Raw genomic sequence first — 22,536 nt, 5'->3', positions numbered from 1 at the left:
GTCTGAGGATGAAGGGCGTTGCGCCCAGCGAGGCAGCACGCCTGGCGTTGGTCTGCCTGGGCACGATCGAGGGGGTTGTCTTGAATACGCAGGAGCCGGGACCAAACAAGCTGTTCGCTCTCGGGCAGCGCCCAACAACAACTTTTCTGCATATCCTGATCGCACTCAAGATCATCTTGCTGTTCGTTCTGGCTTGGAACATCCGCTTCGTCATGGATGAATTCGTCCAACTCGGATGGGCGAAATATTTCTCCAACGGCCTGTTCGATACGATCTGGCATCCCAAGGCGGTCGGCTATGCGGCTTTTTATGAGATTGCTCATCTGATCGGCTGGAATGCCACGTCGATTCTGCTTGCTGGCCGCATGCAGACTGCGTTGCTGGCCTGCGGGACGATCTCTTTGATCTACCCATGCGCTCGCGCTCTGGGCGAGGATCGCGTGCGCGCTTTGACGATCGTCCTCGTTCTCCTGTGCTTTTCGAATTTCATGGAGCGCATCTTTCGTACCATCGCCGAACCGCCGGCAGTGTTCTTCGCCGTGGCGGCGTTGCTGGTTGTCCTGCGCGCACCTGGGTTGAGGGCAAGGCAGCTTGTTGCCGCCGGCATGCTAAGTGGCCTTGCCTTCGTCATCACTCAGAAATCGGTCTACTTCAACGTTGCGCTCGGCATCGGCCTTGTTGCTGACGCAGCCTTGATGAGACGCTACGCAACAGGGGCGGTTCGCGGAGGGTGGCTCGTGCTTGGATGGGCCGTTCCGATAATGGTCTATTGCTTGATCTTCGGTGGAGGCGCCCCTGTTCTCGCGGCCAAAAACCTTTTACTTGGCCCGGTCGAGATTGCGACGCGTGGAGGCGGTGACTACGGGGGACTGAGGCAGTTCGTGTTACAGACACTGGCGCGGAACGCCCTTCTTTACGGGATCTGTTTCTCCGGTATGGCCCTGTCACTGATGCGGATCATGAAACTCGATGGTCGAAGGCGAATTGCGCTGATCTTTTCACTCGTCATCACGGTGCTGGTATTCACGCACGACCAGCCCTGGCCTTATGTCTTCATCATGGCGTTGCCGTTCGTTGCGCTCTGGTCGTTGGAGCTTCTCGACAGCACCGCAACCCACGCGCGCTACCGGGTTCCTGTCCTCGCGGTGCTGATCACAGCCATCGCAATGAGCTACGCGAGCAATGTCGTTTACCTACGCCTCAACAATCAGGCCCAGCTTGAACTGGTCTCGCGCGCGGAATCTTTGCTCGCACCGGATGAGAAGTATTTCGACGGCATCGCCATGCTGCCCAATCGACAGGAGCCCTCCACACTCTGGCTCGACCAGCATTATGTCTTGAAAACATTGCAGGAAGGCAGGCAATCGGAAGCCTACAAAGTTCTCTCGGATTCCCCGCCCAAGATGGTCCTCTGGTCATATCGCATGGATTTGATCGATACCGTGATCGCGCCTCTCATCCGCGACAGCTACGTCCAGATCGCTCCCAACATCAGAATGGCTGGTCGTCGCCTCTATTCCGGTCGTCCGGTCGTTTTCAAGGTGCCTGTCGCCGGACGATACAGCCTGTACACGACCAGCGGGGAGCTTGCAGACGGCGAGGTCGAGATAAACGGCACCTCGCATTCTTCGCCCCTATCCTTGGAGGCAGGTACCAGCGACGTTGTCCTGCGCAACGGTCCAGCCGAGGCACTGCTGCTGCCGGAAGGTCACTATGAAAACCGCATCGTGCCTGGCGGGGACAATACCGAGCTGTTCACGGGAGTTTACAATTAAATACCGGTTTCGGTCTTCAGCGGCCGGGTCATCAATGCCGTGACAGCCTGCCGAATGGTGATCGTGCCGTCCAGTATCGCCGACACCGCAGCGATGATCGGCGCGTCGATGTGGCGCTCGGTGGCGATGCGGGCGGCGATCGCCGCCGTCGGCACGCCTTCGGCGAGCGGCAGTCCGGACAAGGGCTTACCTTGCCCCAGCGCCAGCCCATAGGCGAAATTGCGCGACTGGGCCGAAGAGCAGGTGAGCAAAAGGTCGCCGAGGCCGGAAAGCCCCATCAGCGTCTCCGGCTTGGCGCCGAAGGACGCGCCGATGCGGCGCAGTTCGACGAAGCCGCGTGTCACCATGGCGGCCTGCGCGCTGGCGCCGAGCCCAGCGCCGGTGACGGCGCCAGCGGCAATGGCGAACACATTCTTCAAAGCACCGCCGATCTCGACGCCGATCAAATCGTCGCTGGAATAGCAGCGCAGATTCTGCGCCGAAAAGCGCGCGGCAAGCTCGGCCGCCAAGGCGTCGTCGCGTGCAGCAACCACGACAGCGGTCGGCAGACCCCTGGCGACGTCGGCGGCAAAGCTGGGACCGGACAGGGCCGAAACCGGAGTTTCGGGCAGAATCTCATCAACGATCGCCGACAGCAGCGCGCCGGTGTCGCGCTCAATGCCTTTGGCGCAGAGAACCAGCGGGATGCCTTTCGGCATATGGGGCTTTGCCGTCGTCAGCATGGCGCGCAGCGCCTGTGCCGGTGCCACGGCCAGCGCGCAATCGGCATCGGTCAGGGCAGTGCCGATATCGCTGGTCGCCGCAATGCCTGTTTCAATGGCGATGCCGGGGAGATAACGCGGGTTCTCGCCGCGGCGGATCGCGGAAACCGTCTCTTCGTCGCGGGCGTAGAGCCGCACATCGTGACCGGAGCGCAGCATCGCCAGCGCCAGCGCCGTGCCCCAGGCGCCGCCGCCAAGCACGGCGACGCGCCAGCCGGTTCTGTCCCTGCCGCTTGTCTTGCTGGCGCTCATGCTTTCGCTCCGCGCCGGCCGGAGCCGACCATCGGCGCCGAAATGCTGTCCAGCGGCCAGCGCGAACGCGGCACGAAATCGAAGCCGTTCTCTTGCGACAGGCCTGCCCGCAACCGCTCGATCCCGGCCCAGGCGATCATCGCCGCATTGTCGGTGCACAGTTTGAGCGGCGGCGCGACAAAGGCGAAGCCGGCCTCGGCGCACTGCTTCTGCAGCGTCGCCTTGATCGCTCTGTTGGCGGCGACGCCACCGGCAACGACCAGCGCCGGCTTGGCCTTGTCCGGAAATTCGTCGCGGAAGCGGGCAAGCGCGCGGGCCACGCGGTCGCCCAGCGCATCGGCTACTGCCGCCTGGAACGAGGCGCAGATGTCGGCGACATCCTGCTCAGTCAGCGGCTGGATGGCGGTCGCCGCCTGGCGCACCGCAGTCTTGAGGCCGGAGAAGGAGAAATCGGGCTGCGCCGAGCCCTTCATCGGCCGCGGAAGGGCAAAGCGCGCCGCATCGCCCGACATTGCCGCCTTTTCGACGTTCGGGCCGCCGGGATAGGGCAGGCCGAGCATTTTGGCCGTCTTGTCGAAAGCTTCGCCGAGCGCGTCGTCGATGGTCGTCGCCCAGCGCTGGTAGTCGCCGACGCCGCGCACGGCGACGATCTGGGTGTGGCCGCCGGAAACCAGCAGCAGCAGATAGGGAAAGTCGAGCCCGTCGGTCAGCCTTGCGGTCAGTGCGTGGCCTTCGAGATGGTTGATGGCGATCAGCGGCTTGCCGGCGGCCGCTGCAATCGCCTTGGCCGTCATCAGGCCGACGATCAGCCCGCCGACCAGGCCGGGGCCCGCAGTGGCGGCAATGGCGTCGATGTCGGCCAGGGCTACGCCCGAATCCGCAAGAGCGGCCTCGACAATGCCGTCCAGCGCCTCGACATGGGCACGCGCGGCGATCTCCGGCACGACGCCGCCGAAGGCGGCGTGCTCCTCGATCTGGCTGAGCACGATGTTGGACGCAATCACCGGCACGGAATCGCCGTCCAGCGTCACCACGCTGGCGGCGGTCTCGTCGCAACTCGTCTCAATGCCCAGAACGCGGATCAATTCGTCGCTGTCTCCAGAGATTGTGTCGCCGGACTTTCCTAGTTAGTAGAGGCGGGCCTCGTTAGGGAGAGCGCCGGAAACGCAAAGCCAGCCGGGGGTTATCACGGACCGCGCGCCATGCAAACTTTGAAAATCGGAACACGCGGCAGCCCGCTGGCGCTCGCCCAGGCGCATGAGACGCAGGCGCGGCTGATGGAAGCGCATGGCATGCCGGCGGAAGCCTTCGAGGTCGTCGTCATTTCGACCAGCGGCGACCGCATCCAGGACCGGCCGCTGTCGGAAGCCGGCGGCAAGGGGCTGTTCACCAAGGAAATCGAAGAGGCGCTGCTGGCCGGCACGATCGATATCGCCGTGCATTCCTCCAAGGACATGCCGACAGTGCTGCCGGTCGGGCTGGAGCTGTCCGCCTTCCTGCCGCGCGAGGATGCGCGGGACGCCTTCATCGGCAAGGCGGTGGAGCGCATTGTTGATTTGCCGCAAGGCGCCAAGGTCGGGTCGTCTTCGCTCAGGCGTCAGGCGCTGATCCGGCGCATGCGGCCGGACCTAGACGTGGTCATGTTCCGCGGCAATGTGCAGACCAGGCTGCGCAAGCTGGAGGAAGGCGTCGCCGAAGGCACGATCCTCGCTTATGCCGGGCTGAAGCGGCTCGGGCTCGGCCATGTCGTCACCGATCTGATGCCGCTCGATGCTTTTCCGCCGGCGCCGGGACAAGGCGCAATCGGCATCGAAACCCGCATCGGCGACAGCGAGGTCGAAAAGATGCTGGTGGCCATCCATGATGTGTCGACAGGCCAGGCGCTGGCCTGTGAGCGCGCCTTCCTGGCGGCGCTCGATGGCTCCTGCCGCACGCCGATCGCCGGCTATGCGACGATATCGGGCGGCAGGCTGGTTTTCGCCGGGCTGATCATTTCGCCCGATGGCACGCAATCGCATGAGGTCAAGGCCGAAGGCTTGGCGCTGGATGCCGCTGACATCGGCACGGACGCGGCCAGGATGGTGCGGGTCAAAGCGGGCGAAACCTTCTTCGACGGCTGGGTCTGATATGCGTGTCCTGGTGACGCGGCCGCAACCTGGGGCGTCGCGAACCATGCGGCGGCTGCAGGAATTGGGATTTGAGCCGCTCCTTCTGCCGCTGACCGAAACGGTGACACTGCGGGTTGGCGCCGATGCTGCGAGCGACAATGCCGTGGCCGTCGCTGTGACCAGCGCAAATGCGGTGCGGCATGCGCCGAAAGAACTCATTCGTGCGCTCGCCGCCTTGCCTTGCCATGCCGTCGGACGCAGGACGGCTGAAGCGGCACGTTCGACAGGGTTCTTGTCGGTCAGCGAAGGGGCGGGCGACGCCGAGCGGCTGGCCGAGGCGATTGCTGCCGGCCTTTCCGGCAAGGCGGTCGTCTATCTCACAGGGCGCGTGCGGTTTCCGGCATTCGAGGCGCGGCTGCGAAAGGCCGGCGTCGAGGTCCGCACCGTCGAAACCTACGACACGATTTCGCTCGATTATTCCGATGCTGAAATCCGTACACGCCTGTCCGATCAGGCGGTCGACGCGGTGCTGCTCTATTCAGCCAAGGCGGCGGCAGCGTTGCAGGCCTTGGCCAGCCGGGCGGAACTGCGCGATCTCCTTGAAAACATGCAGGCTTTTGCGCTCTCCGAGCGCGTGGCAGCGGCGTTTGACAATGCCGCCGGCAAAAAAATACGCATTGCGCGGGAACCGCAGGAGGAGGCGCTGCTTGAGCTGTTGCACCGCGGCGACTGAGCCCCGTGTCATCACGCCGCCCCTTTTCACCTGATGATGATGTGCTAGACCATTTTTCAAACCATCACGCGCCGTCGGGCGCCCAGACGAAGCAGGATTGCGGAGCCCAGGCATGGTCAAGACGCCGAAGATGCGACATTCGAAAAGCCGCCGCGAGCCGGTGACCATCGAACTCGAACCCGGCGCTGTCTCGCGCATTGCCGATGCGGATGCCGCCAAGACGGATGTCGCCAACTCGGACGACGTCGAGGCCCCGGCAGGGTCGGTTGCGGCTGAGGATGCGGCTGCCATGGCCAATGCGCAGCCGGAGACGCCTGACGAGCCCGTTCATGCCGATCAGGCCGATCTCGAGCCGTGGGAGCACTCCGACGCCGCGGCGCAGGCCGCTCCCGAAAGCGCCGATGCCAAGGCGTCCACCCAGGCGGAGCAGCCTTACCCCACCGCTTCGGATGCGCCACCGCGCGCCAGAACCTCCGACTTCAGTTTCGAGGATGCCTCGCCCAAGCCGGGTGCACCCAAGGAAACCCCAAGGACAGCCGGGAACCAGCCCATGGCCGCGCAACCGAAGCGCACGAACGGCATTGCCGCCGGCATCATCGGCGGTGTCATCGCGCTGGCTGCCGCCGGGGGGCTGCAGTTTGCCGGCGTGCTTGGCGCTCCGGGCTCAGGGGCGGGCACGGTCTCGCTCGACGGCGTCAATGGCGAGATCGCTTCGCTGAAGCGCGAAATCGCCGACCTCAGGGAAGCCAGCGGCAATGGCGCCGCAACGGCCAAGGTCGACGGGCTGTCTTCGGCGCTGGATCAGGTCAAGGCCGATGTCGCATCGCTGAAATCGGCGGTCGAAAAGGGCGGCGCCGGCGACAATGCCGGGCTTGCAGCGCTTGGCGACAAGGTCAAGCAGATAGAGACGGCGGTCGCCGCCCTTGGCCAGGCCGGTGGTGCAGCGCCCGTCGATCTCGCGCCGCTCAATGAAAGACTGGCGGGCCTCGACGCACTGGTGAAATCGGCCGGCGAGGCAGCCAAGGCGCAGGAAGGCAAGATCGCCGCGCTGGAGCAGTCGGTGACGCAGCTCGCCGGCAAGGTCGATGCGCAGGCCTCGCAGCCAAAGATCGCGATGGCCATCGCCGCTTCGGCCTTGAAGGCGGCGCTTGACCGCGGCGCGCCGTTCGCCGCCGAGTTGGAGACCTTCGCGGCGATCTCGCCCGATGCACCGCAGATTGCAGCGCTGCGCCCCTACGCTGAAAAGGGCGTCCCGACCCGCACCGAGATCGCCGGCGAGGCCGACGCCGCGGCCAATGCGATGGTCGCGGCGGCGACGCCGGTCGATGAAAATGCCGGCTTCTTCCAGAACCTTTTGTCGAGCGCCGAATCGCTGGTCAAGGTCCGGCCGATCGGCGCCGTCGAAGGCGCCGGCGCGCCGGAAACCGTGGCGCGCATCGAAGTGGCGGTCAACCAGGGCGACTACGCCAAGGCGCTCAGCGAATACGCAACGCTGCCGGATGCGGTCAAGGCTGCCGGCGCCGACTTTGCCGGCAAACTGAAGGCGCGCATCGACGTCGAGACGCAGGTCGACGCGCTGATTGCAGGTGCGATGAAGGCATGAGGACGACACGATGATCCGCATTCTCATCTTTCTCGCCACCGTCTTCGCGCTCGGCCTCGGCTTTGCCTGGCTGGCCGATCGTCCCGGCGAGATGGTCGTCACCTTCAATGGTTACCAATACCAGGTCAGCCTGATGGTGGCGGCGGTGGCGATCGTTGCCGTCGTCGCAGCGGTGATGATCGTCTGGTGGCTGATCAAGTCGCTGTGGAACAGCCCGTACACGATCTCGCGCTATTTCCGCGTCCGCCGCCGCGACCGTGGCTATCAGGCGCTGTCGACCGGCATGATCGCAGCCGGCGCCGGCGACGGCGCGCTGGCCCGCAAGAAGACCAAGGAAGCCGCCAAGCTGATCCGCTCCGACCAGGAGCCGCTGATCCAGTTGCTCGAAGCGCAAGCCTCGCTGCTCGAAGGCGACCATGAGGGCGCGCGCGAAAAATTCGAGGCCATGCTCGACGACCCCGAAATGCGGCTGCTTGGCCTGCGCGGGCTCTATCTCGAAGCCGAACGGCTCGGCGACCGCAACGCGGCGCGTCACTATGCCGGCCGCGCCGCTTCCGTCGCGCCGCAACTGGCTTGGGCCGCCGAGTCGACGCTGGAGGATCTGACCGGGCGCGGCGACTGGGACGGCGCGCTGAAGCTGGTGGAGGCGCAGAAGTCGACCAGGCAGATCGAACGCGACGCCGCCAATCGCCGCCGCGCTGTGCTGTTGACCGCCAAGGCGCAGGCGCTGACCGACAGCGACCCCAATGCAGCCAAGGCAGCCGCTCTCGAGGCCAACAAGCTCGCGCCCGATTTCGCGCCGGCCGCGGTTGCAGCCGCCAATCTTCTGTTCAAACAGAACGATGTGCGCAAAGGCTCGAAGATCCTTGAGGCAGCCTGGAAGGCGGAGCCGCATCCCGAGATCGCCGAGCTCTACACCCATGCAAGGCCGGGAGATGCCGTGGTCGATCGTCTCAACCGGGCGAAGAAGCTGCAGGAGCTGAAGCGCAACAATGCCGAATCGTCGATGACGGTGGCGCGCGCCGCGCTCGATGCGCAGGATTTTTCCACCGCCCGCCGCGAGGCGGAAGCCGCGATCCGCATGGATCGCCGGGAAGGCGCTTACCTGCTGCTGGCCGATATCGAGGAGGCAGAGACCGGCGACCAGGGCAAGATCAGGCAATTGCTGTCCAAGGCGGTCAGGGCGCCGCGCGATCCGGCCTGGGTCGCCGACGGCGTCGTCTCCGAACGCTGGGCGCCGGTATCGCCGGTCAGCGGCAAGCTCGACGCTTTCGCCTGGCGCGCACCGATGGAGCGGCTGGGCCAGCTCATCGACAGCCATGAAGACGAAGCCGATGTGCCGGTGCTTGCGGCACCCGCCAAGCCGGCAAAGGAAGCCGAAGTGATCGATCATCCGGCCATCGCCAGGACGATCAGCGAGGCGCCGACCGAGCCGAAGCCCGCTGTGGGCGATGACCGGGTCACGCCGGTCACCGCCGCCGCTTTCGCCGCAATACCAAACGACGCCGAACCCGTCGAACCTGCCGAGGAACTGGCGCGGCTGCCCGACGACCCCGGCGTCGACCCCGATGACGAAGCGGAGAAGTCACCGCGCCGCTTCCGCCTGTTTTGATCCCTGAAGCATGATCCCACAAAGTGGATACCGGTTTTTGGAAAAGATCATGCTCCAATAATGTGAAGTGAGCACCATGTTCGAACGCATCCTGGCCTTTCTGAAAGACCTGCCCTCCGGGGCTGGGGCTCGCGCCAATGCGGACGATCCGCGCGTTGCGGAGTCGGCTTTGCTCTATCATGTGATGAATGCCGACGGCGTGCGCCAGGATGTCGAGTGGGAGCGGTTCAAGCAGGTGCTGGCGCAGAGCTATTCGATCAGCGGCGACGAACTCGATGCGTTGGCTGCCGCCGGCGAGCGCGCCGACAATGAGGCGATCGACCTCTATGCCTTCACCAGCGTCTTGAAGCGCCATCTCGACGCCGAGGCGCGCAAGGCTTTCATCGGCCTGATGTGGGAAATCGTCTATGCCGATGGCGAACTGCACGAGTTGGAGGACAACACCGTCTGGCGCGTCGCCGAACTGATCGGCGTCGAGCGCCACGACCGCGTCGAGGCGCGCCGCAAGGCGGCGGCCGCCGCGCCCGGCGCCAGCGGAACGTCGAGCGACGAATAGGATTCCGCCTTTCCATGCCGCCCAGACCGAGCTCGAAACCAAAAATCCTGATCGTGCTGCATCAGGAGACTTCGAGCCCCGGCCGGGTTGGCCACATGCTGCTTGAGGAAGGTTTTGACCTCGACATCCGCCGGCCGCCTCTCGGCGACAGCCTGCCGGAGACGCTGGAGGGACACGCGGGCGCCGTGGTGTTTGGCGGGCCGATGAGCGCCAATGACGAAGATGAGTTCGTCCGCCGCGAGACCAACTGGCTCAATGTTCCGCTAAAGGAGAACCGGCCCTTGCTCGGCATCTGCCTTGGCGCGCAGATGCTGGCCAATCATCTCGGCGGCAAGGTCGAGGGGCATGGCGAGGGGCTGGTCGAGATCGGCTGGTATCCGCTGAAGCCGACCGAAGCCGGCAAGAAGCTGCTGCCCTGGCCCGACATGGTTTACCAGTTTCACCGCGAAGGCTTTTCGCTGCCCAGGGATGCGACGCTGCTGGCGACGGCGGAAACCTACCCCAACCAGGCTTTTCGCTATGGCGATAATGCCTGGGGCATCCAGTTCCATGGCGAACTGACCCGGTTGATGATGCAGCGCTGGGTGGTGCGCGGCGCACACCGTTTCGAATTGCCCGGCGCGCAGCCCGGCCGCGACCATCTCGGCGGCCGGCTGATCTGGGATATGCACCTCAAGCGCTGGCTGAGCGAGTTTTTGAGCCTGATCTTCGGCAAGCCTACTGAGGGATAGAGCAAATCCAACTACTCTGAACGGCCGAGCTTGCCCAAAGACGACTTACCTATGGGAGGCGTGTACGATGGATCCGGGACCATAGCCCGTTCCCGCAGATTTGGATTGCGCCCCAAACACTCCGATGGATCGAAAAACTCCGTGGCGCATTTAAGCTTCGGCTAATAACGGCCCCAGGAGAGAACTAATGAAGAAGACGCTGCTCATTTTGAGCCTACTCATTCCGCTCGCGGCATGCTCCCGCACCGAACAAGGCGCTGCCGTCGGTGGTTTGGGTGGCGCAGCTGTAGGCGCAGCAGTGGCCGGCGACCCGGTAAAAGGGGCGGTTGTTGGCGGGGCGGTCGGAGCGCTGGCCGGGGCGGTCATCGGGCACGCCAGCGAAGCCGGCCAGTGCAGATATCGCGGTCGGAACGGTCGAGTTTACGTTGCTCAGTGCCCGGACGGCTACTGATCTCAAAGGCGCGTGATCTCTTTCGATCACGCGCCTGCTCGGGGTAGGATAACTGAATGGCATATAACAGCAAAAGACTGCGGGCTTTCTGGTTCGCCGTTGTCAGCGCTGTCGCGATAAACGCCGAACTTTCGACCGCGGCCTTGGCCGCACCTGTAGAAGCGAAGACGATTGCCGATCACTTCTCATCGGTAAAGTCCATGTCCGGGGACTTTGTCCAGTCGGGCCCAAGAGCGGAAAGGACCAAAGGGAAATTTTTCCTCCAGCGGCCGGGCAAGATCCGCTTCAACTATGCAGGCCAATCAGGGGTCAGCGTAATTGCAGATGGAAAATCCTTGGTGGTCTATAACAAGAAGCTCAAGACATCGCGGCTCTATGCTCTCTCGAAGACGCCGCTCAAGCTGCTCCTCGACAATCAGGTCAACTTTTCCGGCAATCGCCTCAAAAGTATTAGGGACGATGGCGCCCAGGTGATCATCAGGCTGGCCGACAAGTCGGCCTTCGGCAATTCGAATATCACTATGGTGTTTGACAGGGAATCGCTCGATCTACGCAGATGGACCCTGACTGACGAGAGGGGCCTTACCTCGACAGTCACCATATCCAACGTGAAGCAGGGCGTTCGCGCTCCTGCGGGCACCTTCACTATCGACTATGCTGCAAACCGTGAATTCAACACCAAAACGAAATAGTCGGCAGCGCCACGAACTGCCCGTGTAACACTACTCGGCGGCCGTCTCGGACGGCACCTCTGCCGGTGCCGAAGACTCGGCCTCGGCATGCGGCTTGCGCCGTGAGAACAGCGACCTGAGCGTGACGTAGAACACCGGCGTCAGGAACAGGCCGACGAAAGTGACGCCCAGCATGCCGGAGAACACCGCGGTGCCGAGCGACTGCCGCATTTCCGCGCCCGGGCCCGTCGCGATCATCAGTGGCACGACGCCGAGGATGAACGAGAAGGCGGTCATCAGGATCGGCCGCAGCCTGAGCCGGCAGGCTTCGACGGCAGCCTCGGCCGCCGACAAGCCGCGTTCCTGGGCCTGCCGCGCGAACTCGACGATCAGGATCGCGTTCTTGGCGGCAAGCCCGATCAGCACGATGAGGCCGATCTGCACGAGGATGTTGTTGTCCAGCCCTCGGAACGACACGCCGAGCAACGCCGCGAGCACGCCGAGCGGCACCACCAGCACGATGGCGAACGGCAGCACCCAGCTTTCATATTGCGCCGCCAGCGCCAGGAACACGAACAGCACCGACAGTCCGAAGATATAGACAGCGGCATTGCCGGTGTTACGCTCCTGATAGGCGAGCTCGGTCCATTCGTAGGAGGTACCGGCCGGCAACGTCTGTGCCGTGATCGCTTCCATCTTGGCAAGCGCATCGCCGGTGGAAACGCCGGGCGCGGCGTTGCCCTGCAGCGGCACCGAGACGTACATGTTGTAGCGCTGGACCAGCGCCGGGCCGGTGACGTCGCGGATCTCGATCAACGTGCCCAGCGGAACCAGCGCGCCGGTCGCCGAGCGCACCTTCAGTTTCAAGATGTCGGCGCGATCGAGGCGGAACGCCTGGTCGGCCTGCGCGCGCACCTGGTAGACGCGCCCGAAAGCGTTGAAGTCGTTGACGTAGGCGGTACCCAGATTGATAGACAGCGTCTCGAAGATGTTGGGGATCGGCACGTTCAGGATGCGCGCCTTGTCGCGATCGATCGCCAGGAAGAATTGCGGGCTGGACGCGGAGAAGGTGGTGAACACGCCGGTCAGCCCCGCCGTCTTGTTGGCCTTGCCGGCAATTTCATAGGCAAGCGCCAGGATCTGCCGCATGTCGGCGCTGTTGCGCTCCTGGATCTGCAGCTTGAAGCCGCCGGCATTGCCGACGCCGCGGATCGGCGGCGGCGGCAGTGCGATAATGAAGGCTTCCTTGATGCTTTGCAGGCTGCCGAACAAATTGCCGATGACCTGGGTCGCGGACTGGCCGGCTTCCAGTCGCTCGTCAAACGGCTTGAACCTGGCGAAGATCACGCCCGCGTTGCTGGCATTGGTAAAGGTGGCACCGGAGAAGCCGGCGAAGGCGACCGCGTAGTCGACGCCCGGCGTTTTCTGGATGATCTGCGACGCCTGCTGGATGACGGCATCGGTCCGCGATAGCGAGGCGCCGTCCGGCAACTGGACGACGACGATCGCATAGCCCTGGTCGAGCGACGGAATGAAACCGCGCGGCACCGTCTGCACCATATAGACCGTGGCGTAGATGAGGGCCGCGAAAACGGCCAGCGTGGCGGCGATCGCTATCCGCGAGCCGACCAGCACGCGCACGATGCTCGAATACCAATGGGCGACCTTGTCGAAGCCGCCATTGAAGCCGTCGGCAAGCGCCCGTCCGAACCGCGCCAGGAAAAAGCGCGGCGGCGCCGCAGCAGTGTGGTGCGGCTTGAACAGCAGCGCGGCCAGCGCCGGCGAGAGCGTCAGCGAATTGAATGCCGAGATCGCCGTCGACACCGCGATGGTGATCGCAAACTGCAGGTAGAACTGCCCGGAAATGCCGGGAATGAAGGCTGTCGGCACGAACACGGCTATCAGCACCAGCGAGATCGCGATGACCGCCGTTCCGACTTCGTCCATGGTCAGATGCGACGCCGGATTGGGCGCCAGCCCGCTGGCGATATTGCGCTCGACGTTCTCGACAACGACGATCGCATCGTCGACGACGATGCCGATGGCCAGCACGAGGCCGAACAGCGTCAGCATGTTGAGGGAGAAGCCGGCGGCGTAAAGCACCGCCAGCGTGCCGATCAGCGACACGGGGATCGCCACGATCGGCACGATCGCCATGCGCCACGATTGCAGGAAGACGATGATGACGATGATGACCAGAACCATCGCCTCGAGGATCGTCTTGTAGACCTCCTGGATCGACTCGGCGACGAACTCGGTCGGATTGTAGACGATGTCGTAGCTCAATCCCTTCGGGAAGTCCTGGGAAAGCTCCTTCATCTTGTCCTGGATCTCCGCGGCTGCGGCGAGCGCATTGGTGCCTGGCCGCTGGAAGATGGCGAGCGCCACCGCCGGTTTGCCGTTGAGATAGGAGTTGGTGACGTAATCCTTGGCGCCGAGCTCGATGCGCGCCACGTCCTGCAGCTGGATCAGGCGGCCGTCTTCGGCCGATTTGACGATCACGTATCGGAAGTCGCGTGCGTCGTTGAAGCGGCCTTGCGTGGTGACCGTGTACTGGAACGCCGTGCCGGTATTGGTCGGCGGCGCGCCGATGGAGCCGCCCGACACCTGGACGTTCTGGTCGCGCAGCGCCTGCACCACATCGCCCGAGGTCATCCCCAGGGCGGACAGTTTTTCCGGATCGAGCCAGATGCGCAGCGAATATTCGCGTTCGCCAAAGATGATGAGGTCGCCGACGCCGTCCAACCTGAGCAGTATGTCGCGCACCCGCGAGCGGGCGTAGTTCGAGACGTAGAGCTGGTCGTAGGTATTGTCGGGCGACAGCATGTGCACGACCATCATCAGGTCGGGCGAGCTCTTGATGGTGGTGATGCCGAGGCGGCGGACTTCTTCGGGCAGGCGCGGCTCGGCGACCGACACGCGGTTCTGTACCAGCACCTGCGCCTGGTCGAGATCGGTGCCTAGCTTGAAGGTGATGGTCAGCGCCATCGCCCCGTCGCCGGACGAATAGGACGACATGTAAAGCATGCCCTCGACGCCGTTGATCTCCTGCTCGATCGGCGTTGCCACCGTCGCTGCCACTGTCTCGGCGTCGGCGCCCGGGTACTGGGCGCGAACGACGATGGTCGGCGGCGCGATCTCGGGATATTGCGCGATCGGCAGCTGGGTATAAGCAATCCCGCCGAGGATCAGGAGGACGATCGAAACCACCGATGCGAAGATCGGACGGTCGACGAAGAAATGGGCGAACCTCATTGCTGCAACCCGGCGGTCTCGACCTTGGGCGGCAACGTCACCATCTCGACTTTCACCTTGGTGCCGGGCCTGGCGTGCATCAGCCCGTTGACGATGATCGTCTCGTCGCCGGTCAGGCCCGCGCGGATCACCCGGTAGCCGTCGAGAAGCGGGCCGGTGCGCACGGGCTTCGCCGACACCATCCCGGCCTCATCCACCAGGTACACGATGCGGCGATCCTGATCGGCGCCGACCGCCTCGTCGGGCACCAGGACGCCGCTATGCGGCAGCGACCCCGGCACGTTGATGCGCCCGAACATGCCTGGCTGGAGAACGCCGTCGGCGTTGGCAAACCTTGCACGCACCCGCATGGTGCCGGTCGCGTTGTCGATCCGGTTCTCGGCAAAATCGAGCTTGCCCTTGAATACCGCCTCCGCGCGGTCGGCGACGCGAACCACCACCTCGAGCCCGCCGGCGCCTTCCTGCATGCTGCCGCCGCGCTCCTTCGCGTCGCGGGCGTAGCTGAAATACAGGCGCTCATCGACGTCGAAATAGAAGTCGATCGGATCGCGCGTGACGATAGTCGTCAGCAAGGTGGAATCCGGCTGCACGAGGTTGCCGACCGACACCAGCCGGCGGTCGATGCGGCCGGACAAGGGCGCCTTGATCTCGGTGAACTCCAGGTTCAGGTTGGCCGTCGTCAGCGCAGCCGTCGCGCCTTGCATCTGCGCCTGTGCCGAAAGGTATTCCCGCCGGCGGTCGTCGACCGTCGCGGCCGAGATATTGCCGGTCTTGGCGAGTTCATCGGCGCGATCCAGCTGCATCTTGGAGAATTCGAGCAGGGACTTGGCGACGTCTACTTGCGACTTGGCGGCATCGTAGGCCGCCTGGTACGGACGCTGGTCGATGGTGAAGAGCAGGTCGCCCTTGTTGACCAGTGCGCCGTCCTGGAAGCTGATCTTGTCCAGATAGCCGCTGACGCGCGAACGGATGGCGACCTCGTCGACGGCTTCGAAGCGCCCGACGAACTCGTCGTCTTCGACGATTTCACGCACCACCGGCTTGGCCGCCGTCACCACCGGCAGTTGCTGGTCCTGCGCAAACGCGTTGCTGCTGAAAGCCATGCCGAGCAGGAATGCCACTGGGACGGCGGAGCGGGCCAGCCAGCCGACCGATCGGCTGGGTCGCCCGCTTGCGTCGCGATGCGATTGCCGATTCCCTGAAGTGTCCATTTGCGTCCCCGCTAGCTGGACCCGGAGGTCGGGTGGTTCTCTTGTATATTTAAGGTTTCTCGTCGAAACCAGAGCACTGCAGTATTGTGCATGGCAACATAATCATTTTCCATATGGACTGAAATGTCCACCCTGTGGCTGCCCCGCCATCTGGCTAGTTCGCCCAGAACCGGCCCATCCGCTTCCGGCCCATCTCAGCCGTCATCGGCGCAAGCTGATTTGGACCGAGCGCCGGATCCTGCGGCTTACTCGATCAGTTGCGGCTGTTGAGATGCCGCACCCTTCGCAGTTGCGGAAACAGCACCGCCCACAGTCCGGCGACGGCAATCGCACCGACGCCGCCGATCACCACCGCCGGCACGGTGCCGATCAGCGCCGCCATGGTGCCGGCGCGGAACTCGCCGACTTCGTTGGAGGCGCCGACGAAGACCTGGTTGACGGCGTTGACGCGGCCGCGCACCTCGTCGGGTGTCCACAGCTGGATCAGCGTCTCCCTGATATAGACGCTGAACATGTCGGTGGCGCCGAGGCCGGCAAGGGCCAGGATAGACAGCCAGGTGATGGTCGAGACGCCGAACAGCACGGTGAAGGCGCCGAACCCGGCGACGAAGCCGAGCATGATCTTGCCGGCACTGTCGCGCAGCGGATGCCCGGCAAGCCAGACCGCGACACAGATGGCGCCGATGCCGGGCGCCGAGCGCAGCAGGCCGAGGCCCCACGGGCCGAGTTCCAGAATATCGCGGGCATAGACCGGCAGCAGCGCCGAGGCACCGGACAGAAGCACGGCGAAGAGGTCGAGCGAGATGGCGCCCAGGACGATCTTCTCGCTCCAGATGTATCGGAAGCCGGCAAACAGCGTCTCCATCGTCGGCTTGTCGGTGGCGCTCTGCTGGGCCGGTTTCGGAATGGTGAAGATCAGCAGACCGGCCACCAGCATCAGCACGGAGGCAACGGCGTACGCGGCTTCGGCCGAGACGCCATAGAGCAGGCCGCCGGCGACCGGGCCGACAATGGTCGCCGTTTGCCAGGCGGACGAGTTCCAGGCGATCGCATTGCCGAAATCTTCCGGCGGAACAAGGTTGGCGAACAGCGACGACGAGGCCGGCCCATAAAAAGCGCGCGCCAGGCCGAACATAGCCAGCACGATGAAGATCGGCAGCGGGCTGACGAGACTGCGCAGCGTGAAGTACAACAGGACAAGCGCACAACCTGCCTCGACTACCGTCGCCAGCGCCATGATCAGGCGGCGGCCGAAACGGTCGGCGACAACGCCGGTGACCAGCACCAGCAGCAGCGACGGCAGGAACTGGACGATGCCGACAATGCCGAGATCGAAGGGATCGCGCGTCAGATCATAGATCTGCCAGCCGACGGCGACGGACACGATCATGGTGGCGAAGGTGGTCAGGAAACGCGCCGCCCAATAGCTCAGGAAGGAGCGATGGCGGAAGGCGGCGTAACGCCGGTCAGGCGGTGTATGGGAATGGGATGTCATGGATACAGGCCCCGTTGCTTGCATTGGCCGGCGGGGCACTTCCCGGAAATGGGCGCTGTTCCGGCCAATGAAACTTATCAAAGTTCGGGGCGCGTATGCGTGAAAATCGGGCCCGGATCAAGCGGTTTTCAAGCCGCTCGCCCGATTGCACGCGGACGTTACTGCCTCAGCGCGGCGGAAATGGCGTCGAGGCCGCCCTGTAATTCCGCCTCTTTCGGCCAGCCGAAACCGACGCGGAAGAAGCGCTTGGGCATATCAAACCAGTGGCCGGGACCGACATAGGTGCCGTGGTTTTCCAAGAGATTGACGTAGAAACGGTCGAGGTCGAAGTCTGGACTGACAACGAGCCTTGGAAATCCGACGACGCCGCCTTGTGGCCGCACCCAGTCGACCAGCGGCTCGCGGTCGATCCAGGCTTGCACGATGTCGCGGCGTTTCGCCATCTCGGGCAGCAGCGCGCCCAAGAAAGTGTCGCGGCGCCCCAGCATGCCGCGCGCAATGCCTTCGTCGATGACGCTGCCGCAAATGCCGATCTGCTCCTTGGCGGCGAGGAAGCGCTCCTGCAGTTCGGCATCGCTGGTGATCAGCCAGCCAATGCGGATGCCGGGAATGCCGAAGGCTTTCGACAGCGACGAGACGCTGATCGCTTTGGGGCTGAGAGAAGCCGCCGCCGGCAGGCGCTGTCCATAGGAGAGGTCGCGATAGGTCTCGTCGACCAGCAGATGGCAGCCGCTCGCTTCGGCCAGCGCAATCAGCGCGTCGAGATCGGCCCGGCCCATCATCGTGCCGGTCGGGTTGTGCGGGCAGGTGACGCTGATCAGCTTGGTGTTCGGTTGCATGCTGGCGGCGACGCGGCCGAAATCGATGGCAAAGCCTGCGTCGAAATCGAGATCGACATAGGAGATGGCGCAGCCGATCGCCTTGGGGGTCTCGATGTTGGTGGCGTAGTTCGGCCGGACGACGACAAGGTGGTCGCGCTCCGACAGAAGCGAGGTCGAAATGATGAAGAGCGCGCCCGCCGCACCGGCGGTCACAAGAACATCGTCAGGCGAAATGCCGGAATCCTGCGCCGCGATCAGCGCCCGCAACTCCTTGTCGCCGCGATGCTCGCCGTAGAACAGCGTGAGATCCGGCAGCGACAGGCCGACGTCGGAGAGTTTCTGATCGGCGATCGAGCTTTCGGAGAGATTGAACCGAATGCGATCGTAGCCGTATTCCTCCGGCGCCTCTTTCTCGATCACCATTCTGGCGTAGTTCATGGCTGCTCCCCCAAAGTCCTGACACTCAGAGGTACAAGCCATAAAAGCACGAAGCCTGCCAAGGCTCATTCGCCGGCAGGCTTCTGTTCCAGTCGTCCAAACGATTGGCTCAGGGCCGAGGCGCTGATCCCACTCAGGCCGGAACTTTGGCCTTCCGACCCTTGGCTTTCGCCGGCGCGGCCACTGCAGCCTTGCGGCCGAGGCCGATCGACTTGGCCAGCTCGGAGCGCGACGCCGCGTAGTTGGGGGCAACCATCGGATAGTCGGCCGGCAGGCCCCATTTGGTACGATAGGCTTCCGGCGTCAGGTTGAAATGGACGCCGAGATGGCGCTTCAGCGATTTGAATTTTTTGCCGTCCTCGAGGCAGATGATGTAATCCGGCGTCACCGACCGCTTGGGATTGACGGCCGGGATCTGCGGCGCCGCCACTGGGGCCGGCGGCTGGCTGAGCCCTCCGATCGACGCCGCAACGCTGGCGATGAGATCGCTCAGGCCGGCAACGGGCAAGCGGTTCTTCTCGACGTAAGCGGACACGATATGGGCGGTAAGCTCGAGCAGGTCGATGTCCTTGTCAGAGTCGTTGCTGTCGTCGGCCAATTTATCTCTCCGTCGCTAGGGGGGTGGCGGAAACTCCCAGAGTGGTCCCAGCGGAGCCGGAAATCCGCTCTAGTCATTTGTCTTGCCGCATATGTGCGGTTGCGCCAGATGATTCCATCCGGTGCCACCGATCTAATCGCCAAATCTGCGTAACGCAATGACTTCGTATCGCGCCACACGTCATTTTGAACAACTATACTGAATTTTAATACTATCAGACGATCAGCGCCTTGTCGCGCCATAGTCGAAAACCGCCCTCGAAAGCACGCGTATTGTCGCCGCGCCTGGATGTGGCGGGCAATTCATCCAGTCTGTGCGACATTGCCGCCGCCGATGACGACATAATCGGGCTGCAGCGCCGCACGCAGCCGCCCGACGACGTCGAAAACGTATTTGCGCCATTTTTTCTTGCCGTATTTCTCCAGGCCGCGCTCGCCGACATAATCTTCGAAACTGCCGCCCTTGCGGTACGGCAGATGCGCCAGTTCCATCGGCTGGCCGACATTGTTGAGGATCATCGCCGCGCCCAGGCCGGTGCCGAGGCCGAGGAACAGCATGCGCCCGCCATCGTAGCTGCCGATCGCCTGCAGCAGCGCGTCGTTGACGACCTTGACCGGCTTGCCGAAGGCGGCGGCAAAATCGTAGCCGTCCCAGCCCTTGCCGAGATTGGCGGGATCGAGCGAAGGCCTGTTGTGCCTGACCGGGCCGGGATAGCCCATCGAGATCACGTCATAGGGCAGCCCTTCGGCCAGCGTCTTCACCGTGGCGACCATCTGCTGCGGCGTCAGGTCCGGTCCGGAATCGGCCCGGCGCATCTCGCCGCCTGCGCTGGTGAGGATTTTCACATGCGAGCCGCCGACATCGATCGTCAGCACGATCGGTTCCGCCTTGGCCTTCGCGGGCCTGGCTGCCTTGGCCATGTCGTTTCCTCCGCTCACTTGGCGCGTTCCCCGTTTCAGGGAAACGGGGGAATGCTCCAACTCTTTGTTTTTACCCAATTTCGGACGGAAAGACCGCTCGCACTTTCCTGGAATTGCTCAACTCGGATTGATCCAGCCGTTGGGCGGCCCGAAGCTGGCCATGGCGTCGGCAGGCCCCCAGGTCTTCGGCTCATACATATGCGGCGGCGTGGTGTCGCCGAGCACCGGGCCGACGATGCGCCAGGCAAGCTCGCTGGCATCCTGGCGGGTGAACAATTGGCCATTGCCGTTCATGGCATCGCCGATCAGCCGCTCATAGGGCGGCATGTCGCCCTTCGAATCGTCGAGCGCGGTGAGCTCGACCTGCTCGCCGACCATGTCGTCGCCGGGCGCCTTGCGCTGCGCGCCGATCGAGATCGCCACCTGCGGGTCGATGCGGAAGCGCACGTAATTGGCGTCGCTGGGCTTGATCGGATCGAAGACGTCGAGCGGCGGCCGCTTCAGCCGCACGATCACTTCGGTCACATGCACCGGCATGTTCTTGCCGGTGCGGATGAAGAAGGGCACGTCCTGCCAGCGCCAGGTGTCGACCATGAAGCGCACCGCGGCAAAGGTTTCGACCGGCGAGTTCGGCTTCACGCCGGGTTCAGCGAGGTAGCCGGTGAACTGGCCGCGCACGACGTCGTCCTTGGTCAGCGTGCGGATGGCGCGCAGCACCTGCACCTTCTCGTCGATCAGATCGTCGGCCGAGCGGCCGACCGGCGGTTCCATGGCGAGCAGCAAAAGGATGTTGAGCAGATGGTTCTCGATCACGTCGCGGATAGCGCCGACATCGTCATAGAATTTGCCACGGCCTTCAACGCCGAAGTCCTCGGCCATGGTGATCTGTACGCTTTCGACGAAGTTGCGGTTCCAGATCGGCTCGAGAAAGGAATTGGCAAAGCGGAAATAGAGCAGGTTCTGGATCGCCTCCTTGCCGAGATAGTGGTCGATGCGGAAGATCGACTGCTCTTCGAACACCAGATGCAGCACGCGGTTCAGCCAGCGCGCCGATTGGAGATCGTGGCCGAACGGCTTTTCCACCATCAGCCGCGCGCCATGCGCGGTACCGGATTGCTCCAGCCCCTGGACGACGGTCTCGAACATGGTCGGCGGCACCGCCATATAGTGAAGCGGCCGCTGCGCCGAGCCGAGCGCCGTCTTCAGCTTCTCGAAGGTCGCGCCGTCGCGGTAGTCGCCGCTGACATAGCGCAGCAGACTGGCGAATTTGGCGAAGATCTTTTCGTCGATCTTGCCGAGAGCGTTGACGATGCCGTCGCGGGCCCTCGCCTGCAATTGGTTGATGTCCCAGGCATCGAAGGCGACGCCGATCACCGGCTCGGTCAGCGTCCCCTTGGCTACCATCTGGTAGAGGGCCGGAAATATCTTCTTGTGGGCAAGGTCGCCGGTTGCTCCGAAGAGCACCAGCGTGTCGGACCGTTCCGGGCTCATCTTGCGAGTCTCCCCTGCGGCCTTCACTTGCCGGCCTTCGGCTTTTCGACATGGCCGCCAAAGGCATAGCGCATGGCCGACAGCAGCTTGTCGGCGAATTCGGATTCGCCCTGCGAGGAGAAGCGGTCGAACAAAGCCGAGGACAGAACCGGCGCCGGCACGCCGGTGTCGATCGCCGCCTTCAGCGTCCAGCGGCCTTCACCGGAATCGGAGACGCGGCCGCCGAACTGGGCCAATGCCGGGTCGCTCTTCAGAGCGCCGGCGGTGAGGTCGAGCAGCCAGGAGCCGATCACACTGCCATGGCGCCAGACCTCGGCCACCTGCGGCAGGTCGATGTCGAACTGATAGTATTGCGGGTTTTCCAAAGGGCTGGTCTCGGCGTCGGCAGTGCGCTGTCTTTTGCCGGCATTGGCCGATTTCAGGATGTTCATGCCTTCGGCGTAGGCGGCCATGACGCCATATTCGATGCCGTTGTGGATCATCTTGACGAAATGGCCGGCGCCGCTCGGTCCGCAATGCAGGTAGCCAAAGGGTGCGGTCCCGCCCGCCTTGTCGGGCGTGGCGCCGGCATCGGCGCCGGGCGCCAGCGTGGCGAAGATCGGATCGAGGTGTTTGACCGCCGTATCGGGGCCGCCGATCATCAGGCAGTAGCCGCGCTCGAAGCCCCAAACGCCGCCGCTGGTGCCGACATCGACATAGTGCAGGCCCTTGGCCGCAAGCTCGGCCGCCTGGTCGACAGCGTCGTGATAATAGGAATTGCCGCCGTCGATAATGATGTCGCCGGGCTCCATCAATGCTGCCACCTGGTCGGCGATCTTGCCGGTGATCGCCGCCGGCAGCATCAGCCAGGCGCTGCGCGGCTTGGAAAGCTTGCCGACGAACTCCTCCATCGATGCGGCGCCGATGGCGCCATCGGCAACCAGGGCGGCAACGCTTGCCGGGTTGATGTCGTAGACGACGCATTGATGGCCGTCGCGCATCAGGCGGCGCACCATGTTGGCGCCCATCCTGCCCAGTCCCATCATTCCGATCTGCATGGTGTTGTCCTAGTCGC

Annotated in this window: 18 protein-coding genes and 1 pseudogene; 9 read left to right on the top strand and 10 right to left on the bottom strand. The window is 64.0% G+C overall.

Annotated elements, in window-relative coordinates; genetic code table 11:
- Positions 1-8 precede the first annotated feature (8 nt).
- Positions 9-1,775 carry a DUF7056 domain-containing protein gene (locus NKI46_RS28670; protein WP_023705008.1) on the top strand — a complete coding sequence of 589 codons (1,767 nt, stop codon included), beginning with the start codon at positions 9-11 and terminating at the stop codon, positions 1,773-1,775.
- On the opposite strand, the gene NKI46_RS28665 is transcribed toward NKI46_RS28670, so the two are convergent.
- Positions 1,772-2,788 carry an NAD(P)H-dependent glycerol-3-phosphate dehydrogenase gene (locus NKI46_RS28665; protein WP_023705007.1) on the bottom strand — a complete coding sequence of 339 codons (1,017 nt, stop codon included), beginning with the start codon at positions 2,786-2,788 and terminating at the stop codon, positions 1,772-1,774. The genes NKI46_RS28670 and NKI46_RS28665 overlap by 4 nt on opposite strands.
- A complete protein-coding gene (gene tsaD / locus NKI46_RS28660; protein ID WP_352460335.1) occupies positions 2,785-3,870 on the bottom strand; it encodes a tRNA (adenosine(37)-N6)-threonylcarbamoyltransferase complex transferase subunit TsaD in 1,086 nt (361 codons plus the stop codon). The genes NKI46_RS28665 and tsaD overlap by 4 nt, the downstream gene beginning before the upstream one ends.
- A 120-nt stretch (positions 3,871-3,990) precedes the next feature.
- Here tsaD and hemC point away from each other — a divergent pair, with 120 nt between their 5' ends.
- The 8 genes from hemC (at position 3,991) to NKI46_RS28620 (ending at position 11,274) form a co-directional block, all read left to right on the top strand.
- Positions 3,991-4,914 carry a hydroxymethylbilane synthase gene (gene hemC, locus NKI46_RS28655; RefSeq protein WP_023705005.1) on the top strand — a complete coding sequence of 308 codons (924 nt, stop codon included), beginning with the start codon at positions 3,991-3,993 and terminating at the stop codon, positions 4,912-4,914.
- Between the two features lies 1 nt (position 4,915).
- Positions 4,916-5,629, top strand: a complete 714-nt coding sequence (locus NKI46_RS28650) for a uroporphyrinogen-III synthase (protein ID WP_023705004.1) — start codon at positions 4,916-4,918, stop codon at positions 5,627-5,629.
- 112 nt (positions 5,630-5,741) lie between these two features.
- Complete coding sequence (locus tag NKI46_RS28645) at positions 5,742-7,232, top strand: COG4223 family protein (protein ID WP_352749165.1); 1,491 nt, start codon at positions 5,742-5,744, stop codon at positions 7,230-7,232.
- A gap of 10 nt (positions 7,233-7,242) precedes the next feature.
- Positions 7,243-8,844, top strand: a complete 1,602-nt coding sequence (locus NKI46_RS28640) for a heme biosynthesis protein HemY (RefSeq protein WP_352749162.1) — start codon at positions 7,243-7,245, stop codon at positions 8,842-8,844.
- Positions 8,845-8,920: 76 nt separating this feature from the next.
- A complete protein-coding gene (locus NKI46_RS28635) occupies positions 8,921-9,400 on the top strand; it encodes a tellurite resistance TerB family protein (protein WP_023737965.1) in 480 nt (159 codons plus the stop codon).
- 14 nt (positions 9,401-9,414) lie between these two features.
- The gene (locus NKI46_RS28630) at positions 9,415-10,131 is read left to right on the top strand and encodes a glutamine amidotransferase (protein ID WP_352608952.1); all 717 of its coding nucleotides are present in this window, start codon (positions 9,415-9,417) and stop codon (positions 10,129-10,131) included.
- A gap of 187 nt (positions 10,132-10,318) precedes the next feature.
- Positions 10,319-10,582, top strand: coding sequence for a YMGG-like glycine zipper-containing protein (locus NKI46_RS28625; protein WP_023670477.1), 264 nt, complete (start codon positions 10,319-10,321; stop codon positions 10,580-10,582).
- 56 nt (positions 10,583-10,638) lie between these two features.
- Positions 10,639-11,274: a LolA family protein gene (locus NKI46_RS28620; RefSeq protein WP_023737963.1), complete on the top strand. Its 636-nt coding sequence runs from the start codon at positions 10,639-10,641 to the stop codon at positions 11,272-11,274.
- A 30-nt stretch (positions 11,275-11,304) separates the two neighbouring features.
- Here the strand turns inward: NKI46_RS28620 and NKI46_RS28615 are convergent, their stop codons facing one another.
- From NKI46_RS28615 to gnd, 8 genes and pseudogenes are all read right to left on the bottom strand, one after another.
- Positions 11,305-14,508, bottom strand: coding sequence for an efflux RND transporter permease subunit (locus NKI46_RS28615; protein ID WP_352538931.1), 3,204 nt, complete (start codon positions 14,506-14,508; stop codon positions 11,305-11,307).
- Positions 14,505-15,611 (bottom strand): efflux RND transporter periplasmic adaptor subunit, encoded by a 1,107-nt coding sequence (locus NKI46_RS28610; protein ID WP_023687741.1) that lies wholly within the window; start codon positions 15,609-15,611, stop codon positions 14,505-14,507. The genes NKI46_RS28615 and NKI46_RS28610 overlap by 4 nt, the downstream gene beginning before the upstream one ends.
- Before the next feature lie 361 nt (positions 15,612-15,972).
- Positions 15,973-17,214: an MFS transporter gene (locus tag NKI46_RS28605; RefSeq protein ID WP_352749158.1), complete on the bottom strand. Its 1,242-nt coding sequence runs from the start codon at positions 17,212-17,214 to the stop codon at positions 15,973-15,975.
- 158 nt (positions 17,215-17,372) lie between these two features.
- Positions 17,373-18,473 (bottom strand): pyridoxal phosphate-dependent aminotransferase, encoded by a 1,101-nt coding sequence (locus NKI46_RS28600; protein WP_352749155.1) that lies wholly within the window; start codon positions 18,471-18,473, stop codon positions 17,373-17,375.
- Positions 18,474-18,606: 133 nt separating this feature from the next.
- Positions 18,607-19,071 carry a Ros/MucR family transcriptional regulator gene (locus tag NKI46_RS28595; protein ID WP_023687743.1) on the bottom strand — a complete coding sequence of 155 codons (465 nt, stop codon included), beginning with the start codon at positions 19,069-19,071 and terminating at the stop codon, positions 18,607-18,609.
- A 214-nt stretch (positions 19,072-19,285) separates the two neighbouring features.
- Positions 19,286-19,991, bottom strand: a pseudogene (locus NKI46_RS28590) (ROK family protein).
- Positions 19,992-20,108: 117 nt separating this feature from the next.
- Entirely contained in the window at positions 20,109-21,482 is a 1,374-nt protein-coding gene (gene zwf / locus NKI46_RS28585; protein WP_023687745.1) for a glucose-6-phosphate dehydrogenase, read from the bottom strand.
- A gap of 23 nt (positions 21,483-21,505) precedes the next feature.
- Positions 21,506-22,519: a phosphogluconate dehydrogenase (NAD(+)-dependent, decarboxylating) gene (gene gnd, locus NKI46_RS28580; RefSeq protein WP_023737959.1), complete on the bottom strand. Its 1,014-nt coding sequence runs from the start codon at positions 22,517-22,519 to the stop codon at positions 21,506-21,508.
- Positions 22,520-22,536: the final 17 nt, after the last annotated feature.

The sequence above is a fragment of the Mesorhizobium sp. M0615 genome (assembly GCF_040320805.1).
Taxonomy (GTDB): domain Bacteria; phylum Pseudomonadota; class Alphaproteobacteria; order Rhizobiales; family Rhizobiaceae; genus Mesorhizobium.
Note: the sequence above shows the minus strand (reverse complement) of the source record. Positions and strands in the feature narration are given on the sequence as shown.

What these genes read in the sequence shown, in the direction of transcription:
- NKI46_RS28670 (WP_023705008.1), top strand. Translation starts at nt 9, where the DNA reads ATGAAGGGCGTTGCGCCCAGCGAGGCAGCACGCCTGGCGTTGGTCTGC.
- NKI46_RS28665 (WP_023705007.1), bottom strand. Translation starts at nt 2,788, where the DNA reads ATGAGCGCCAGCAAGACAAGCGGCAGGGACAGAACCGGCTGGCGCGTC.
- hemC (WP_023705005.1), top strand. Translation starts at nt 3,991, where the DNA reads ATGCAAACTTTGAAAATCGGAACACGCGGCAGCCCGCTGGCGCTCGCC.
- NKI46_RS28650 (WP_023705004.1), top strand. Translation starts at nt 4,916, where the DNA reads ATGCGTGTCCTGGTGACGCGGCCGCAACCTGGGGCGTCGCGAACCATG.
- NKI46_RS28645 (WP_352749165.1), top strand. Translation starts at nt 5,742, where the DNA reads ATGGTCAAGACGCCGAAGATGCGACATTCGAAAAGCCGCCGCGAGCCG.
- NKI46_RS28640 (WP_352749162.1), top strand. Translation starts at nt 7,243, where the DNA reads ATGATCCGCATTCTCATCTTTCTCGCCACCGTCTTCGCGCTCGGCCTC.
- NKI46_RS28635 (WP_023737965.1), top strand. Translation starts at nt 8,921, where the DNA reads ATGTTCGAACGCATCCTGGCCTTTCTGAAAGACCTGCCCTCCGGGGCT.
- NKI46_RS28630 (WP_352608952.1), top strand. Translation starts at nt 9,415, where the DNA reads ATGCCGCCCAGACCGAGCTCGAAACCAAAAATCCTGATCGTGCTGCAT.
- NKI46_RS28625 (WP_023670477.1), top strand. Translation starts at nt 10,319, where the DNA reads ATGAAGAAGACGCTGCTCATTTTGAGCCTACTCATTCCGCTCGCGGCA.
- NKI46_RS28620 (WP_023737963.1), top strand. Translation starts at nt 10,639, where the DNA reads ATGGCATATAACAGCAAAAGACTGCGGGCTTTCTGGTTCGCCGTTGTC.
- NKI46_RS28615 (WP_352538931.1), bottom strand. Translation starts at nt 14,508, where the DNA reads ATGAGGTTCGCCCATTTCTTCGTCGACCGTCCGATCTTCGCATCGGTG.
- NKI46_RS28610 (WP_023687741.1), bottom strand. Translation starts at nt 15,611, where the DNA reads ATGGCTTTCAGCAGCAACGCGTTTGCGCAGGACCAGCAACTGCCGGTG.
- NKI46_RS28605 (WP_352749158.1), bottom strand. Translation starts at nt 17,214, where the DNA reads ATGACATCCCATTCCCATACACCGCCTGACCGGCGTTACGCCGCCTTC.
- NKI46_RS28600 (WP_352749155.1), bottom strand. Translation starts at nt 18,473, where the DNA reads ATGAACTACGCCAGAATGGTGATCGAGAAAGAGGCGCCGGAGGAATAC.
- zwf (WP_023687745.1), bottom strand. Translation starts at nt 21,482, where the DNA reads ATGAGCCCGGAACGGTCCGACACGCTGGTGCTCTTCGGAGCAACCGGC.
- gnd (WP_023737959.1), bottom strand. Translation starts at nt 22,519, where the DNA reads ATGCAGATCGGAATGATGGGACTGGGCAGGATGGGCGCCAACATGGTG.